We start from the raw sequence: 17,116 nt of genomic DNA, 5'->3' as shown, positions 1-17,116 counted from the left end.
ATCTGAAGCCGGACAATAATGCGGCGGAAAACGCGATTCGGCCTTTTGTGGTGGGCCGGAAGAACTGGTTATTTGCGGGATCGCCCAGAGGAGCGGAGGCCAGCGCGTTGTTCTTCAGCCTGACCGAGACGGCCAAGGCCAACGGCCTGGAGCCCTTCGCCTACCTGAAGGTTTTATTTGAAAGACTCCCCCTGGCGACTTGCCGGGAAGACTACCAAGCCCTCCTGCCAACCCCGGATTTTAACCTCTCCAACGATTGATTCTTATCCCTGCCGGGTACTTCTTTGGACGCTTACTTAACTATAAAAGAGCTTGCTGGACCTGACAACCCCTTGCGGTTCTTGGGGACGTCTTTGATTATTCCACTAACTTTAAAACTCATTGAAATCACGTGTTATGTTCTGGCGGACGTCCCTTAATAAGTAACTAACTTTATATCTTGTTGAAATCATGCATTATTTTTCATTACATAGGGGCCATATTTTAGCAAAAACGGCGGTGAGGCGGGCGGAACCGCGTATAATTACTCCTACGACGCCAACGGCAACATCACGGCGTGCCCCAAGTTCGAGGGGGCCAGCGCCGCCGCCACCCTGGCCATTGACTACAACGCGGACAACATGCCCGTCCAGGTGGTGAAATCCGTGACCGGCCAGCCGGACGTGACCACCAATTTCTATTATGACGGAAACGGCGCCCGGGTGCGCAAGGAAGTGGTCGGCGAAAGCACCACCTTTTACGCAGGCAGCCTGTATGAAGTCAAAAATGGAGTGGCGACCAAATACATCTTCGGCGCGGACCGGCGCATCGCCAAGATCACGGACGGCGAGGGCGTCCGGTATTTTTCCAAGGATCATCTGGGAAGCTCCACGGTAGTGACGGACGACTCCGGCGCCGTGGTTGAGCAGGCCGATTACCGGCCCTTCGGCGAAGACCGCTTTTACACCGGTTCCGTCGCAACGCCCACGCCCTACAAATACACGGACCAGGAACTGGATACGTCCACGGGCCTTTACAATTACGACGCCAGGCATTATGATCCCGCCATCGGCCGGTTCATCAGCCCGGATTCTTTGATACCCAACGCCTACGATCCCCAACAGCTCAACCCCTACGCCTATTGCAGCAATAACCCGTTAAGATATGTCGACCCGACGGGGCATGCCGTAGTTGATGTAACCGGAGCAATGATCGGAGTAAGAACTACAGGAAATATCGTCGGGAACCATCAGAATATGAGCTTTCAACTTTCTCCAACATTGTTTGGCGGTAATATATCTGTATATAGGGATGATCATTACGGTCATATAATGGGGCCTTTGCAACCCCAAGACGCAATTCCATTTGGTGTATATGTGGATTATAACGAGTTGACATGGGATAATGTAAAACATGGACGTCTTTCGAGCTTTTTCGGTGGTTTTTTTATTGGATGGGACAAGGGGGTAAACTTGGTACCCGATGTTGATATCAGGATCGCTTTTGAATGGTTGGGAGAAAAATTGGACTGCACAAAACCCGATGACGACGACATTGACCAAGCAAAACAAGGGAATTCAAATTTAGGTGTCAAAAAGGGTCAAAAGAAAAAGAGTCTTGGTGAAGAAGAGGGCAGTGTAGAAAATAGCCCTGAAACCTCAAGCAATAAACCAGATGAAAGCAACCAGGCATCATCAGACAATTCACATGAAGACAAAGCTGGCGATTCCGGTGAGGGCAATGATGATTCTGGATTTTTGGGTGGATACAGTTCAAGTGCTAACTCCACCGATAGCGATTCATTTCGTGGGCGATGATTGTAGTCATCCCCTAATTTTTATAAAGCTGGGGGGAGACGGACGCTCCCACCTTTCGCTTATGGATGTCTGACTTATCTTATGGCAAGAGGATCTATACAATTGAGTTTCATCGAGAACTGTTGGCAAAAAGGGAAAATTATAAAGGAGATGTGGCTATGACATCATCCCATAGTAATTCAAAATCTTATAAAGTTATTAGGGGCTTAAAATATGCACTTTATTTCACAAGTATTGTTATTTTTATCCGATATATTTTTGTTTATAGCCAGCACTCAGAAGGTACATTGCTGGACGGGTTACTATTTCTATCTTGGCTAATGTTAGTCTTTTTTAACGCTTGGTGGTTATGTCCCAGATGCAAAAGATTTCATGCTTTTTACAGACTGCCAGAACCAATGCCTAAAATCCCTATAATGAATTTCCCATTCACTCCCAAATGCTTGTATTGTGGCCTCAAGATTTGTGATTCGGGGAAAGAAGGTAGTGGCTTTGAGGCCCCAGAGGAAGAGTTCACAGAAACATCCTTAAAAAAGTAATTTCTAATTCTTGTTTTGGGGGACATCCAACGTTCTTGGGGACGTCTTTGATTATTCCACTAACTTTGAATCTTATTGAAATCACGTGTTATTTTTCGATCAAGTTGACATGGATGGCGGACGAATTTGGTATAACCAAGGCGGCGAGACGGTGGAAATGCCGTTGGTTTGTAAGCATTGCCAACTGGGACAAGTTGCAGGTTATCCACGATCTTTTCGATTGAACAACATGTCGCTATGCAACCCAGGCAGGGTACTGCTCTGCCAGGGCTGACCAAGTACCCAAAGTCAAAGACCCTGGATTCCCGACAGGGGCGCTTGGGAATGACGGGCAAAAAGCATGGACAGGCACGGGGGCCTGTCGCTACAATAGCCGGGGCGTTCGGGAATGACGGGTTGGGGAGCCTCCCAGATACGGCGCGGGGACTGCGCGACGACGGCGGGAAAACTGCGCGACGACGGCGGGAAAACTGCGCTACGGCGGACGAGGAGACCTCGCAACTACATGCGCGGGGACCGTGCAACTACTTCCCAGAATACCAAAGGACGAAGACTCTGGATTCCCGACAGAGACGCTCGGGAATGACGGGCAAAAAGCATGGACAGGCGCGGGGGCCTGTCGCTGCAAGAACCGGGGCGTTCGGGAATGACGGGCTGGGAGACCTCGCCCCTACGCGGCCCATGGACATTCGGGAACGACGGGGTTTCCCGCCCATCCTGCCCATCCCCGCAGGCGGGTGTGGGGCTGTACAGAACGATCGGCTTTTGCGCGCAGCGCCATTTTAAATATTTGATCCAACTTTTTATAAAAAGATGGCCGCCGGAGGCTCTTTTGGCAGTTCAGCAGTTGGCCGCCGGAGGCAGGCGGTTTTATTTTTTTGCCGTTTGCCGTTTGCCGTTTGCCGTTTGCGCTTTGCCGCCGGAGGCGTGTTTTCGTTATTCCAAGCGCCGCCTGGTAGGCTGTCCCGCCTCCGCACCGCGAATGCGGCCAGTATTATCCAGGCTCTCGAATTAATAGCAAAATCGAATTTTTTTCATCGTTTGGCAAAGTAAAAGACTTGCGAAACCGCGTCCAAAAAGGGTATAGGAACAGGCAGAGGGTTTAACGCGGAGGGCCGCTGTTCAGGGGGGACGCAGTATACTCATGTTTTCTCCGGCATTCTAGCTTCGGAGGAACGCATTCTCTTCCAATATTTCCAATCTTTCCGTCCATGGCGGCGGCCCCAGGCTAATAATCTGAATTCCATACATGGAGAGCCTGATGGCTTCACTATTTTTCTTGCGCAGGAAGGGGGGCGCCCTGCTTGCGTCCACCTTGCGCCCGCGCCCGGCAGCGTGGGCCGCATTGCTGGTTTTGTCCGCCTTTTTGTTTTCCGCCGGCGCCGCTTTGGGGCAGGAGCCTCGTTTTAACTGGAAGTTCGCCACCCTGGCTCCGGAAGGCGTGGGCTACGCCGTGCAGATCAAGCATGTGGTCAAGCCCAAGTTGGAGGAAGTGGGGCAGGGCGACATCCGCATCAAGATATACTGGAGCGGCGTCATGGGAGACGACGCCGGGATCATCCGCAAAATGCGTTTCGGGCACTTGAACGGCGCCGGCCTCACCGGCAGCGGAAGCATCATCCTGTGTCCCGAGATGTCGGTCCTAAGCCTGCCTTTTCTCTTTTCCGACTATGACGAAGTGGATTACGTCCGGAATAACATGCGGGACGACTTTGAATCCTATATGGAGACCAGCGGCGCCTTTCTGTTCGCTTTTATCGATCAGGGCTTCGACCAGATTTATTCCAAAAAATACAGCTTTACCAAGGAAGAGGATTTTCGCGCCGCCAGGTTTCTGACCTGGTACGGACCGGTGGAGGAGGAGTTTTACCGCAGCCTGGGGAACAATCCCATTCCGGTCAGCTTTCCCCGGGTTCTGCCCAGCCTGAAAGACGACGTGGGCGATTCCTTTATGGGCCCGGCCATCCTGGTGGTGGGCTCCACCATGTTCACCATGTTCAAGCATGTCAATCCAACCTTTATTCGATATTCGCCGGCCTGCTGCGTCATCCGCATGGAGGACTGGAACAGCCTTCCCCAGGAATACGTGGACGCCTACTATTCGTTGCGGGACGGCATCGAAAATGAATTTTGCGTCCAGAACAGGCGGGACGATAAAAAATATCTGGTGGCTCTTAGCAAATACGGAATCAGCGTGACCCGTACGGACCCGGAGACCATGGCCGCAATCAGGGAAAAGGTCAAACCGGTCTGGAAAGAGCTGGAGGGGCGGGTTTATCCTCCCGAAGTTCTGGAAAAAGTCACCACCCATTTGAAGCATTACCGTAACGCCAAAGCCTCCGGCCGGGAAGGCGAAGTTCGCTAGGAAAAATCAATGGCAGCACAATCTTCACATTCTTTTGATTATAATACCTGGCTCCGGTGGATTGTCAGCCGTCCATGGATTATGCTTCTGATAATCCTGCTGTTGACCATAGCTGCGGGATATCGCTTGCCTTCCATCAAAATAAACGCCTCATCCTACGCAATCTCCGTGAAAGACATCCCTGAATTCGCCGCGTATGAGAATTTTTTGGAGGAATTCGGGGGCGCCGAATACATTCAGGTGGTGGCCAAAGGCGATAACATCTTTGAGCCCGAAACCTTCGCCCGGGTAAGCCGCATGGCCGACAAACTGGCCAAGATTCCGGGCGTGCAGACGGTTATCAGCCTGCCTGGCGCAAAGCGCGACATGGATCTTTTGGACGAATGGACCCCGGCCCAGTTTGAGGAAAAAATTGAGCCGGTGGACCTGTTTGTCCGCAACATCATTTCCAAAGACAAAAAAACCACAACCATCACCCTGATTCTGAACGACATCCGCGGCGGGGAAGAGGAGTTGGTCAGAGCGATTCAAGAGGCCGTGGACTCGGAAAAGGGCGACATGACCGTTTATGAAATCGGCATGCCGCTGATTTCCCAGGCGGTTTTAAGCGTCATAAAGCGCGACTTCATGATTCTGCCTCCCGCGGCGTTCGTCGTCATGATTCTGACCCTGATTGTACTATTCAAGTCCGTCCGCATACTCATCGGCCCCCTGGCCTGCATCACCATATCCATAATTTGGGCCTTCGGCGCCATGGCATGGACCGGCGCCCCGGTGGCGGCGCTGACCCTGGTGGTCCCCATATTTCTCATGGCTGTGGGGACGGCCTATTGCCTGCATGTGGCGGCCGAATATCAAAACACGATTAAAACCGCCAAAACGCCCCAAGAAGCGGCAATAGCCTGCCTGGAACAAGTCCGGCTGCCAACCGCCCTGGCCGTGTTCACAACCCTGATCGGTCTGTCGTCTCTCATGCTCAACCGGACCGAGGCGGTTCGGGAATTCGCCTTTCCCGCATGCGTCGGCATGTTGTCCCAGCTTGTTTTGATATTGCTTTTGTTCCCGGCCATATTGGCCATGACGCCCTTGCCGAAAAAGCAGGCCAAGGCGAAAAAAGAGGACCTGCTGGACCGCCTGCTGTCTAAGATCGCTATCCTGAATCTGGATCACAGCAAAAAGGCCCTGATCGTAATTGGAGTAATCGTCGGCGCGTCTCTGCTGGGCTTTTTCCTCTTAAAAGTGGACGCCGACGTAACAAAATATCTGGGCAAGGACGCGCCGGTAACCAAACATTTTCACGATGTGTATCAGGATATGGCCGGCTGCTTTCCCATCAATGTGATTGCAAAGGGGAACCGGAGCGAATGCTTCAGGAGCCTGGACAAACTCCACCGGCTTTCCGAATTGCAGCGCTACCTGGAGTCGGTGGACGGCGTGGATAAAACCATATCCACGGCGGACTATCTCAAGCTCATCAACTACTCGGTCAACGGCTACCGCAAACAAGATTACACCCTGCCCGAAACCCAGGCGGATTTGGAGAACCTGTACAATCTTTATAGAATGCTCCTTGGCGGCGCCGACACGCAAAAATTCGTTTCCGACGATTTCAGCTCGGCCAACATTTTGATGATGACCCACATCTCGTCCACCCACGAGTGGCTGGAAACCCAAAAGCGCATCGAAGCCTATTGCCAGGAGCATTTTGGCGAGGATTTCAGCGTTTCCATCACCAGCATGGCCGTAATAGTGGCTCATAGCAATGAAATCGTGACGGTAAGCCTCATAGAGGGCCTGCTCATAATCATTTGCGTGGTCCTGGGGATTATGCTGGTGGCCTTGCTGTCCCCCAAAGCAGGGCTTGTCACCCTGTTGCCTAACTGCTTTCCCCTGGTAATCCTGTTCGGGGTTATCGGCTGGTTTTCCGTGGAGCTTTCCATGAATACCGCCATGGTGGCCAGCATTGCCATCGGCCTGGCCCTGGACGACACCATCCATTATATGGTCCGCTACTCCCGGGAGCTGCGCCACGGCCTGGACCGGCGCAAGGCTCTGGAAACCGCCATCCGCAGCGTGGGGCGGCCCATCATCTTCACCAGCATTACTATCACCATGGGCTTTTTGATCCTCTTATTCTCCGGGTACAAGCCCACGGCGACCTTCGGCGCCCTCATGGCCGTCACCATGATGTCCGCCCTTGTAGGGGACCTTATAATTTTGCCCAGCATGATGCTCAAGGTGGATCTAGTGACCCTGCTTGACCTCCTGCGGGTGAAATTGGGCATCGCGCCGGAAAAGGGCATCCCCTTGTTTGCCGGGCTTTCCAAATCGCAGGTCCGGCTGCTTTTAAGCGCCGGAGCCATCAGGAACTATCCCAAAGGGCATATTTTGATGGAGCCGGGCAAAGGCCGGGACTCCCTATACGCCGTCATATCCGGCGAGGCGGCCTTGTATCACACCATCCCGTCCCAGGATGACAGCCTGGTAGGCGCACGCATCAGGCTGGCCGCCCTCAAGCCGGGAGACGTGATCGGCGAAATGGGCGGAGCCTCCAGTTGGCACGGCAAGACCGCAACCCTCATGGCCACCACCTATGTGGAATTGCTGGAGATTAATCCCGGCGTGGTCAAGCGGATTCAGTGGCTGTCTCCACCCACGGCGTATAAATTCATGCTCAACCTAGTGGAGGTTCTGGCCCAGCGCCTGGAAGCCACCACCCAGAGGCTGGCGGGGGAGGGTTACCGGGATTCCGTCACCGGCCTGATTAACCCGGCCTCGTTCGAACGCGCCCTGGAAAAGGAAATCCACCGCGTAAGGCGTTACGGCAGCCAGTTGGCTCTGGGCGTGGTGGAAATTCAAAATCTGATAGACATCAGCACCCGTTTTGGACTGCATACGGGAGACCGGGTTTTGGCGCACGTCTCCAGAGTGTTGGGTAAACGCATCCGGGAATTCGACACCCTTTGCCGTTTGGATGAGCAGCATTTTGGCATGCTTTTGGTCCGGGCCGGAGAAGAAGGCGGCCAGGCTATTGTAAGGCGTCTGTCTTCGCTGTTGAACAAGGACCTGGACAAGGACCTGCCCAGGCTGGACGTGGCGGTGGGCTTTGTGGTTTTCAGCGGCGAAGAGGAGGTCACCGCCGGGCAATTGCTGTCCCGCGCCCATAAAGCGCTGGAAAGCGGAAAAGCGCCGGAGGCCGTCCTGCAGCGGCTTGTCGTCTAAAAAGAAGCTCAAGACGCGATTGCTATTGAACAATGAAACGAGGGAACGGTATTTTTTCGCCGTTCCCTCGTTTGGTTGGTTCGGAGAATATATTTAGGATCAACCGGCCGCGTGTTGCTGCTCCGGCATATCATCGTAAAGAACTCCATCGAGCAAGCGGCCGGCTTTCTTCTTATTCACCCCGCCCCATTGCTTGAAGAAAAACTTAACGCCAGCTTCATGGCACTGGTCCCTGATATCGAAAACCCAGGCCTTTTCCATGGGTCTTGAACCTGGGCCGGATTCTCCGCCAACAATCACCCAGTCGATGCCTTTCAGATTCATTTTTGGAACAGGACCCAAAAGCGGCTCCAAGGATAAAAAACGCACGGCCGCAGGGATTTCCAGCAGATGGTCGATACGGGACTTATAATCCTTGTTTTCAATGGTGACGCCCATCCAAATGTTTGGGCTCCACGTAAGTTCCTTGGCCACGGTCATGGCCCTGCGAGAGCGCTTGGTCAAAACTTGAAAGCTGTGCCAATGAGCTTCCTCCATGACAGAAAAAATTTGCTGGATGAATACGTCCGGGACGGAAGAATGGAAAGTGTCGCTCATGGAGTTGACGAAAATGACCTGCGACTTTTTCCAGTGCAATGGGTAATCAAGGACATGAGGGTGCATTCTTGGCATGAATCCGTCCACATAGTTGGGCTGGCCCATGGCCTGCAACCGCATTGCCATGCGCTCAGCATAGCAATGATCGCAACCAGGGCTGATTTTCGTGCACCCTGTCACAGGGTTCCAGGTGGATTCCGTCCATTCTATTCGCGAGCTAGCCATTGTCTATCCATTTGATCTTGTGTCGCTTTTCAGGTTTCGAGCAGGTTTTATACGTGAATCCAATATTTCCTTCATATTGCACCTTACCACGTTTTTTCAGATTGCTCACCTTTTCTCTGGCATGCTCAGGAATGTGTCCTTCTTGAAGTGTGAAATGTAGAATTTCCCAGTTTGTAGTCTCGCGTTGTTCCACTATAAATTTTTCCAATTTTCGTTGAAATGCTTCTTTCTTGGGGATTTTGTTATATTGAGGGAACAACCCTTGTTGCTCTACATCGTCGATATCAAAATTGGCTTGGCCGGATAGTTTGTCTTTATCCCAGGCAATTCTCAAAAACTTTTCTACCCCCAACAAGTGCTTGGAGCAGAAAATCAGACCGTAAATGTTGCTGTTCTTCATAATTGAAAAAGGAAAAAGCAACGCTGGATTATCTTCCGGAATTCGTTTTTTGTAAGTTTCTAATACAATCCTATGGCTTTGATCGTGGGGGGCGCCTTTTATCAGTGCGGGATCAAGATCTGGAAATATGGTCTGAAAACTTGGCTCTTCAGCAAATCTTCTTATGTAGGACGATGATATAAAAAACAGAAAATCTGTTTTATATAGAGAGATCAGTCTTTGAAATATTGGCTTGGTAACTTCTTTAACCCCATTTTGGTCTAAAAAAAATAGATTTGGCTGCTTTTTGAACTGATCTTCCATTCTGCCGAAAAGAGATTGAAAATCCTCTTGAAACGGGTATACCTCAACAAGATTTCTTATGGCGGCATGCAAGTTGCCATATTCTTTGGTAATTGTTTTTTGTAGTAAATCAAATTTATCAGGATCCCTCTCATTCAGTATAATTCGGACTCGAACGTTTTGTTCCAAAAGGTTGTTTTGGTATTTTCGGATGTTATTGAAAATTAATATCGGACTTCCCGGAGCGCCTTTTTTGTCATACCCCGGCCCAGCAAAGAAGTCGCAAATCATTAGCCCCTTGGGGCCTTGCCTGAAGAAGACTGGAAGCCATTCTTCGAGATATCGTTGAAAAATATCCAATTTGGTATTGGTCGCCTCATCAAACGGCTTATTATGCAGATTGATAGTCGGCATTGCGCCTCCTTGCATGAAAGAGATGCTATTGGAAAAATAGAATAAGAGGGAAAGATGGAATTTAAACCAAATTAAAATATCATATAAAAGTCAAAAAATAAATCCAAAACAGACCCATGTCTCTGATAATCTTGGGATAGTATACAAAATAGATATGATTTACCCTAAAAAACCGCTTTCAATGAGCTTTTGCGCCAGCCAGTAAAGGGCCATGCCGGAGATGACCGTGCCGCCCAGGGATTTGGTCTTGGCGGCGATGAAAAAAACGGGAATCGCCACAAACAACTTGGGGTTTAAAAAGTCGAATCGCGCGCCCTGAGCCGTCTTGGAGACGATCAGGTCCGGCGCAAGCAAGGCGGCCAGCAGGGCCGGGGGGATGAAGGACAGCCATTCGGAGAACCAGGCCGGGACCTCTCTTTTGGCGAACAAAGCCAGGGGGATGAAGCGGGGCAGGTAGGTCACAAGGCCCATGCCGATAAAGATCAGGAAAAGCTGGAAGGTGGTCATGGTTTTTCCTCCCGGGCCTTTTCAAATCTTTTGAAAAAGGCGGTCCGGCGCAAAGCCAGGCACACCGTAGCGCCTGTCATGGCGCCCACGATCACGTACATGTTGCCTTCCGTATACAGATGCATGACCGACGCGGCCAATCCGGCGATCACGGCCGAAGCCACGTAGATAAGCCCCCGGATCTGGAATATCAGCAAGCCGATGAACATGGCGATAAGCGCGTAGTCAATGCCGAACGCCCCTTGGGGGATAAGCTCGCCGAACCAGGCGCCGGCGATGGTGCACAGAATCCAGCACAGGTTGGAGGCGTGGTTGACCACCAGGGCCTTTTTGGGGGACCAGCCTCCTTCGATAAAGCGGGTGTAGTTGACTCCAAAGCTCTCGTCCGTAACTCCGTAGGCGTACAAAGCCAGCCCCTTGAGGCTCATGGAGTCCAGGTGCTTGGCCAGGGAGGAGCTTAAAAGCACGTGGCGCAGGTTCACCACAAAGGTGGTGATGATGATGGGGATGGAGGCGGCTCCGCTCACCAGCATGGACACGCAGATGAACTGGGCGCTGCCCGCAAACACGATTACGGACATAAGCGCCATTTCAAAAACGCTGAGCCCCGCCTTTTGGGCGAGAACCCCCAAAGCCATGCCGATAGGCATGTATCCCATGCAGATGGGCCATGCTGCAACCAGCCCCTGCTTTAAGAAATCTTTTTCCTTGTCCTGGTATTCGGCGTCCATTTCCTGTAAAATCCTCGTTGAGAGTGATCGCCCATATACCTATTATTGTAAAAAGATGTCAAGAACGGCAAGGAGAGATATTATGGCTGAAATCCATCCCAGCGTGTTTGTCGCCCCCAACGTATTTGTTTCCGGGGATGTGACGGTGGATGAAGACAGTTCCTTATGGCCCGGCGCTTCCCTCAGGGGAGATCTGGCGCCCATCCGCATCGGCAAGGGATCCTCCATTCAAGACAACACCTCGTTGCATGTCAATCCCGGATTCAAGCTGGAAGTGGGGGATCTGGTCACCGTGGGCCACGGAGCCGTGCTGCACGGCTGCAAGATTGGAAATCATTCCGTGGTAGGTATGAACTCCACCGTCCTGGACGGCGCGGAAATAGGCGATTGCTGCCTGGTGGCCGCAGGGTCCGTGGTCAAGGGGGGAACCAAGGTTCCGGACTATTCCCTGGTCGCCGGAAATCCGGCGGAAATCAAATCCGTCCGGCTGAAGCCCTTTATGAATTGGGTCGGGGCTTTAATGTATGTGGCTATATCCAGCCTGTACAAGCAAGGGGCGACCGAGTTCCCGCCGGATGAGCTTAATAAGATCGTGGATTCGCTGAAAGACAAATACCCCATGCCCCCCGAATAGCCGGGGCTTTTCTTATAGCCGCGTGGCGGGTTACATGGTTGTCCATGCGACCTGCTGGCCGGCGGTGTTGGTTTTAAGGGTGACTTCGCCGGTGGCCATATCCAGCCACATGGACCGGGAGCAAAACCCTCCGATCTCCTGGGCGTTGATGGATTTGCCCAAGGACTTGAAGATCTCCGTCAAAGCCTGGTAGTTCCGGGGGCCTATGTTGAACATCCCGGTGGATGTTTTGCTGCTGGCGCCGCCTGCGATCTTGATATCCATGCGCCGCCATTTGGCGCCCAACCGGGAGCACGCCTCGAATAAAGCGGGAATGCCGGTGTCCGCGAACATATAGGGCCTGGTTTGCGCCTTTTCCGGGGAGATGGACGAATGCGGCAGCTGGAAGTGCAAAAGGCCTCCGATCCGGGCGACCGGGTCGTACGCCGATACTCCAATGCAGGAGCCTAAAGAATAGGTGGCTAAAACGGCGTCATGGCGGCCGCTGACTTTCAAATCTCCGATTCCGGCCTTTACTTCTTTCTTTTGTCCAAACACCAAACTGGATATGACCGGGCTTTGAGCCGGGACGGGATAGTTTTCAAGATTGCAATGATGCGCCAGTGAGCCGTAAGCCATTCTTTTTCTCCTTAAAAAAGAAACCATCGGTTATGAATGGCTTATCGGCATTTAGCTAAAAACATTTAGGCGATTTTCCACATTCGGATTATCTTGTGGAGGCCCTCTGAACCGCGCCGCATTTGTCTGTTTGGGCTGAAAATAAAAAGCCCCGGACGCCAAAGCGCCGGGGCTGGAAAAATTATAATAAAATAATGGGTTAGCTCTCCGAAACCCTGTCGAAAATAATCCGCAGGCCTTCCAGGGTCAGGCCGGACTCCACTTCCTCGATGGTTTCCGCCACGTTGGCCATCAAAGGCGCCAGGCCCCCCGTGGCGATGACCCGGGGCTTGTTTTCCATTTCCTTGACAATCCGTCTGACCAAACCGTCCACAAGCCCGGCGTAGCCCAGGATAATCCCGGACTGCATGCTTTTGGCTGTGTCTTTGCCTATGGCCTGGGCCGGGGGATTGAAAATTTCCACCCTGGGCAGCTTGGAGGCTCGGGCGAACAAGGCTTCGGAGGCGATGCCCACGCCGGGGCTGATGGCGCCGCCCAGGTATTCGCCGTCCTTGGAAATGCAGTCAAAGGTGGTGGCTGTGCCGAAGTCTATGACAATCAGGGCGTCCTTGTATCGTTCGTAGGCGGCCACGGCGTTGACGATCCGGTCCGCGCCCACTTCCGCGGGATTGTCGTACAGAATGGGCATGCCCATGTCCATTTCCGCGGAAACCCATAGGGGCTCGTGGCCCAGATACTTCTGGCAGAATGCGTGAAGAATTTTCCGCATGGGGGGCACCACGCAGGAAACGATGGTGGACGTGATGATTTCCGGCTTGATGTCCTTGCCGGCGAACAACTGGGACGCCAGGACAAAGAATTCGTCCTCCGTGGTTTCCCGCTCCGTCCTGATTCTCCAGTCGCAAACCACGCGCCGATCGTCAAAGACCCCCATAACCGTATTGGTGTTCCCCACATCAATGACTAATAGCATGACCCGTTTCCTATTTGATTTGTACCGTAAAAACCTCCGGAGAGGCGTCTTGCAGAGTCGCGGAGAGCGGCAGGGCGATGACCGCCCGCCTGGCGTACACGCCCCGTTTCAGCCCGCCCAAGTCGATCCAGGCGGCCATTTCTCCGCTATTGGGCAGATCGTCCAACACCTGCACCGGCCCGCGCACCACTAATTCTATCACCTGAGGAGAAATGTCAAACGCCTTGGGCGGATTTTTCCCAACAATCGGTACTGTAATCCTCCTGACCGCCTTCTCCTCTTCAATCATCACTTTGGCTGTCACAGCCCGGATTTCAGACAGTTTGGCCACCGCTTCGTCCAAATCCAGCGCCGCCTCCCTGGAGAGCGGTTCGCTGGCGCCGGAGATATCCACGGGCTTGGTGGGAACGGTTTCCTTATCCTTCAAAATTCTGGAAGGCCCCCTCAAAAGCACCCTCTCCGGAGCCACGTTAAGCTCCGTCACCGTATATCCTGACGCCGGCTGGCCCGCCAGCATGACCAGGACGTACATTTCCTTTTCGATTTTCGGCTCGACGCGAAAACTCAATTCCTGAGGCTGGATGGATTCCACCCGGACTCCGCGCGGGACGAGGCCCTCCCCAAGCTGGACGGGGATGGAGACTGCGCCTTCCTCAAAGCCTTTTGGGTCGGGGCGGTAGCAAACTCCGGAATCCATGAGGGAGCTGAGTCTGCTTCTGGGGCATGAAACGGTCAGGGTGAGGTTGTTCACCGGCGGGTCCACGGCCATGAGGTCCCCCCGCACGTCCCAGTCAATAGGGACGAGGATTTCCGCCTGCGTGGGGATGACAAAGCAGAAGAAAATCCAACCGGCGAGGCACGCCAGCCCTAAGCCCAGCGCGGCCGGCAGGATGATTCTGCGTACTCCGTTTTTAGCGGATTGAGGCTCCATAATGACTATTCGGCCTGAGCGATGGCGTCTGCCAACAGCATGGTCGTGCGGGCTCTTGGAACATCGTGCACTCGAACAATGTGCACCCCGGCGGCGGCGGGCGAGGCCAGCACGGCCTGGGTTCCGGTTTCAATATCTTCCATGGAAAGCGCTTCCGTTCCCGGAAGTAAATTGTCAGTCAGTATTTTTCGGATAAAGGATTTGCGGGACGGCCCGAGCAGGACGGGAACGTCCAGGGCGTCCAACGCGTCCAGATGCTTGATGAGCAAGAGGTTATGCAGGACGGTTTTTCCAAAGCCGATGCCGGGATCTACTATGACCAGATCGCGGGAAATTCCAGCTTCCACGGCTTTATCCACGGCCTTGCCAAGGTAGTCGCGCACCTCCGCCACAACGTCCTTGTACTCCGGCGCTTCCTGCATGGTTTTGGGCGTGCCCGCCATATGCATGAGGATCACAGGGACTCCCGCCTTGGCGGCGGTTTCCGCCATTTGCGGATCCATATTAAAAGCGCTGACGTCGTTGATGATGCTTGCGCCGGCCTCGACGGCGGCCTCGGCCGCCGCGGCTTTCATGGTGTCTATGGAAATAGGGACGGAAACCTCTTTGTTCAGCCTTTCAATGACCGGAGCCACCCTGTCGATTTCTTCCTGGACGGACACCGGATCCGAGAAAGGCCGCGTGGATTCGCCGCCGATATCGATGATGTCCGCTCCTTGGGAAACCATTTCGAGGCCGTGGGCGACGGCTTTGTCGGTCTCCCTCCATAGCCCCCCGTCCGAAAAGGAGTCCGGGGTGACATTGAGAATACCCATGATAAGGGTGCGGCCGGTCATATCCAGCCTGCGGCCGTTCCAGGCCATGGTATAAGGCTTCAAACGAACTTCTCCTATTCTTCTTCGTCCCTGTCGTGGGGGTCGGAGCCATCCTTTAATTCAATATCTTCCGCATCTGCACTGTTTTCAGGAGTCTCCGGCGCAGACTCGTATTTGGCGCTCAAGGTCGGCCCGGGAGGAGCGATGACCTGCCCTTCTTCCGGGGCGTCTTCCCCTTCCTCCTCTTCCATTTCTCTTTTCAGCTTTTCGGAAGGAAGCTCCAGGCCCGGACGCATGGAATGAATCAGTTCGTCCAGTTCCGCGCCCATAATGGTTTCTTTTTTCAGCAAGAGGTCTGACAGGGCGTGAAGGATGTCCACGTTGTCGGTCAGGAGCTTGACGGCCTTTTCATAACTGCTTGTAATAAGGTCCTTGACTTCCTGATCGATCTGCCGGGCCGTCTCCTCGGAATAATCCCTGGGCTTGGCGATCTCACGCCCCAGGAATACCTGCTCGTCGCCCTGTGCGTAGGAAAGGGGGCCCATTTTTTCGCTCATTCCCCATTCCCGAACCATGCGCTGAGCCGTTTCCGTGGCCTGCTTGATGTCGTTGGCCGCGCCCGTGCTTATGCGTTTGAAAATCAGATCTTCCGCCACCCGGCCGCCGTACGCTACGGCCAGTTCGCTTTCCAACTGGTCTTTATACTGAGTGACCCTGTCTTCCGAAAGGAACCAGGTGACGCCCAATGCCCGGCCCCGCGGGATGATGGTCACTTTGTTGACCGGCCGGGTTCCGGGCAGGAACCGGGCGACCAACGCGTGTCCGCCTTCATGATACGCGGTCATGCGAAGCTCGGCCTTGGACATGATCTTGGTCTTGCGGGCCAGCCCCATATAGACTTTATCCTTGGACTCCTCAAAGTCCATCATTTCCAGTTTGTCTTTGCCCTTTTTGGCAGCGAGCAAAGCGGTTTCGTTCACAAGGTTTTCAAGGTCCGCGCCTGAAAAGCCGGCCGTGCCCTTGGCAAGGGCCTCGGCGTCCACGTCGTCCCCAATGGGGGTCTTTTTCATGTGGACTTCCAGGATTTTCTTACGCCCCCGAATGTCAGGCAGAGGCACAACCACCTGGCGGTCGAACCGGCCGGGCCTGAGCAGAGCCGGGTCCAGAACGTCCGGCCTGTTGGTTGCGGAAATCAGAATAACGCCTTCGTTGGATTCAAACCCGTCCATTTCCACCAGAAGCTGGTTAAGGGTCTGCTCCCGCTCATCGTGTCCGCCGCCCAGGCCGGCGCCGCGATGGCGTCCTACGGCGTCAATTTCGTCGATGAATATGATGCAAGGGGCGCTCTTTTTGCCTTGCATAAACAAATCGCGAACCCGGGAGGCGCCCACGCCCACGAACATTTCCACAAAATCCGAACCGCTGATGGTAAAAAAGGGAACCTCCGCCTCTCCGGCGATGGCGCGGGCCAGCAAGGTCTTTCCCGATCCGGGGGGGCCCATGAGCAGCACGCCCTTGGGAATGCGCCCGCCCAAACGGGTGAATTTGCGGGGATCCCGTAAAAACTCCACAATCTCCGAAAGCTCTTCCAAAGCCTCGTCCACGCCGGCCACGTCGTCGAACGTCACCCTGGCCAACTGGTCCGACATAAGGCGAGCCCGGCTTTTCCCGAAGGACATGGCCTTGCCGCCTCCCGACTGCATCTGGCGCATGAAAAAGATCCAAACGCCCAAGAGAACGATCATGGGCAGCCATTGAAGGATGTATATCCCTATGCTGTTATCCGAGGGCGGCTCGGCTTTTATGTCAATGCCCTTTTGGGTAAGGTGGGGGATCAGGGACTGGTCTTCCGGCGCATAAGTGCTCCACTCTTTGTCATTCTTTTTCAGAGTGATCTTTTTACCCTGAATGCTGACGGAGTCCACCTCGCCCCTATCCACCATCTGCAAAAACTCGGAGTAAGTAACCTCCTGCTGTTGGGCGGATTGTTCAAAGGTGCTGAACATCAGAAAGACGGCAAAAATGATAATGACCCAAAAGGCTAAATTTTTATACCAAGGGTTCAAA

General features: G+C 53.5%; 14 protein-coding genes. 5 read left to right on the top strand and 9 right to left on the bottom strand.

What is annotated here, in order from left to right; genetic code table 11:
- The 4 genes from BUE18_RS23770 to BUE18_RS23750 form a co-directional block, all read left to right on the top strand.
- Window positions 1-260, top strand: a 260-nt coding sequence (locus BUE18_RS23770) for a transposase domain-containing protein (protein ID WP_139264888.1), incomplete at its 5' end; no start/stop codon positions are given.
- A gap of 360 nt (window positions 261-620) precedes the next feature.
- Window positions 621-1,796: an RHS repeat-associated core domain-containing protein gene (locus tag BUE18_RS28575; RefSeq protein ID WP_244549372.1), complete on the top strand. Its 1,176-nt coding sequence runs from the start codon at window positions 621-623 to the stop codon at window positions 1,794-1,796.
- Between the two features lie 1,800 nt (window positions 1,797-3,596).
- A complete protein-coding gene (locus BUE18_RS23755) occupies window positions 3,597-4,700 on the top strand; it encodes a TRAP transporter substrate-binding protein (protein WP_170868450.1) in 1,104 nt (367 codons plus the stop codon).
- Between the two features lie 81 nt (window positions 4,701-4,781).
- Window positions 4,782-7,922 (top strand): efflux RND transporter permease subunit, encoded by a 3,141-nt coding sequence (locus BUE18_RS23750; RefSeq protein WP_073478649.1) that lies wholly within the window; start codon window positions 4,782-4,784, stop codon window positions 7,920-7,922.
- Window positions 7,923-8,021: 99 nt separating this feature from the next.
- On the opposite strand, the gene BUE18_RS23745 is transcribed toward BUE18_RS23750, so the two are convergent.
- The 4 genes from BUE18_RS23745 to BUE18_RS23730 all read right to left on the bottom strand — a co-directional run bounded on the left by BUE18_RS23745 (window position 8,022) and on the right by BUE18_RS23730 (window position 11,078).
- Complete coding sequence (locus BUE18_RS23745) at window positions 8,022-8,744, bottom strand: DUF5131 family protein (RefSeq protein ID WP_073478648.1); 723 nt, start codon at window positions 8,742-8,744, stop codon at window positions 8,022-8,024.
- Window positions 8,737-9,840 carry a three-Cys-motif partner protein TcmP gene (tcmP, locus tag BUE18_RS23740; protein WP_073478647.1) on the bottom strand — a complete coding sequence of 368 codons (1,104 nt, stop codon included), beginning with the start codon at window positions 9,838-9,840 and terminating at the stop codon, window positions 8,737-8,739. Before tcmP ends, BUE18_RS23745 begins: the two co-directional genes overlap by 8 nt.
- A 159-nt stretch (window positions 9,841-9,999) precedes the next feature.
- Window positions 10,000-10,347 carry an AzlD domain-containing protein gene (locus BUE18_RS23735; protein ID WP_073478646.1) on the bottom strand — a complete coding sequence of 116 codons (348 nt, stop codon included), beginning with the start codon at window positions 10,345-10,347 and terminating at the stop codon, window positions 10,000-10,002.
- Window positions 10,344-11,078, bottom strand: a complete 735-nt coding sequence (locus BUE18_RS23730; RefSeq protein ID WP_073478645.1) for an AzlC family ABC transporter permease — start codon at window positions 11,076-11,078, stop codon at window positions 10,344-10,346. The genes BUE18_RS23735 and BUE18_RS23730 overlap by 4 nt, the downstream gene beginning before the upstream one ends.
- Before the next feature lie 82 nt (window positions 11,079-11,160).
- Here BUE18_RS23730 and BUE18_RS23725 point away from each other — a divergent pair, with 82 nt between their 5' ends.
- Complete coding sequence (locus BUE18_RS23725; RefSeq protein WP_073478644.1) at window positions 11,161-11,712, top strand: gamma carbonic anhydrase family protein; 552 nt, start codon at window positions 11,161-11,163, stop codon at window positions 11,710-11,712.
- A 30-nt stretch (window positions 11,713-11,742) separates the two neighbouring features.
- Here BUE18_RS23725 and BUE18_RS23720 read toward each other — a convergent pair whose 3' ends face one another.
- From BUE18_RS23720 to ftsH, 5 genes are all read right to left on the bottom strand, one after another.
- The gene (locus BUE18_RS23720) at window positions 11,743-12,330 is read right to left on the bottom strand and encodes a chemotaxis protein CheD (RefSeq protein WP_083611258.1); all 588 of its coding nucleotides are present in this window, start codon (window positions 12,328-12,330) and stop codon (window positions 11,743-11,745) included.
- A 199-nt stretch (window positions 12,331-12,529) separates the two neighbouring features.
- Complete coding sequence (locus BUE18_RS23715) at window positions 12,530-13,303, bottom strand: type III pantothenate kinase (RefSeq protein ID WP_073478643.1); 774 nt, start codon at window positions 13,301-13,303, stop codon at window positions 12,530-12,532.
- A 10-nt stretch (window positions 13,304-13,313) separates the two neighbouring features.
- Window positions 13,314-14,234, bottom strand: a complete 921-nt coding sequence (locus BUE18_RS23710) for a CdaR family protein (RefSeq protein WP_073478642.1) — start codon at window positions 14,232-14,234, stop codon at window positions 13,314-13,316.
- A 5-nt stretch (window positions 14,235-14,239) separates the two neighbouring features.
- Window positions 14,240-15,112, bottom strand: coding sequence for a dihydropteroate synthase (gene folP / locus BUE18_RS23705; protein WP_139264884.1), 873 nt, complete (start codon window positions 15,110-15,112; stop codon window positions 14,240-14,242).
- Window positions 15,113-15,123: 11 nt separating this feature from the next.
- A complete protein-coding gene (ftsH, locus tag BUE18_RS23700; RefSeq protein ID WP_073478641.1) occupies window positions 15,124-17,115 on the bottom strand; it encodes an ATP-dependent zinc metalloprotease FtsH in 1,992 nt (663 codons plus the stop codon).
- Window position 17,116: the final 1 nt, after the last annotated feature.

It is taken from the genome of Desulfatibacillum alkenivorans DSM 16219 (assembly GCF_900142135.1).
Lineage (GTDB): Bacteria > Desulfobacterota > Desulfobacteria > Desulfobacterales > Desulfatibacillaceae > Desulfatibacillum > Desulfatibacillum alkenivorans.
Note: the sequence above shows the minus strand (reverse complement) of the source record. Positions and strands in the feature narration are given on the sequence as shown.

What these genes read in the sequence shown, in the direction of transcription:
- BUE18_RS23735 (WP_073478646.1), bottom strand. Translation starts at nt 10,347, where the DNA reads ATGACCACCTTCCAGCTTTTCCTGATCTTTATCGGCATGGGCCTTGTG.
- BUE18_RS23715 (WP_073478643.1), bottom strand. Translation starts at nt 13,303, where the DNA reads ATGCTATTAGTCATTGATGTGGGGAACACCAATACGGTTATGGGGGTC.
- BUE18_RS23710 (WP_073478642.1), bottom strand. Translation starts at nt 14,234, where the DNA reads ATGGAGCCTCAATCCGCTAAAAACGGAGTACGCAGAATCATCCTGCCG.
- BUE18_RS23745 (WP_073478648.1), bottom strand. Translation starts at nt 8,744, where the DNA reads ATGGCTAGCTCGCGAATAGAATGGACGGAATCCACCTGGAACCCTGTG.
- BUE18_RS23750 (WP_073478649.1), top strand. Translation starts at nt 4,782, where the DNA reads ATGCTTCTGATAATCCTGCTGTTGACCATAGCTGCGGGATATCGCTTG.
- BUE18_RS23755 (WP_170868450.1), top strand. Translation starts at nt 3,597, where the DNA reads ATGGCTTCACTATTTTTCTTGCGCAGGAAGGGGGGCGCCCTGCTTGCG.
- BUE18_RS28575 (WP_244549372.1), top strand. Translation starts at nt 621, where the DNA reads ATGCCCGTCCAGGTGGTGAAATCCGTGACCGGCCAGCCGGACGTGACC.
- BUE18_RS23730 (WP_073478645.1), bottom strand. Translation starts at nt 11,078, where the DNA reads ATGGACGCCGAATACCAGGACAAGGAAAAAGATTTCTTAAAGCAGGGG.
- BUE18_RS23725 (WP_073478644.1), top strand. Translation starts at nt 11,161, where the DNA reads ATGGCTGAAATCCATCCCAGCGTGTTTGTCGCCCCCAACGTATTTGTT.
- tcmP (WP_073478647.1), bottom strand. Translation starts at nt 9,840, where the DNA reads ATGCCGACTATCAATCTGCATAATAAGCCGTTTGATGAGGCGACCAAT.
- BUE18_RS23720 (WP_083611258.1), bottom strand. Translation starts at nt 12,330, where the DNA reads ATGGCTTACGGCTCACTGGCGCATCATTGCAATCTTGAAAACTATCCC.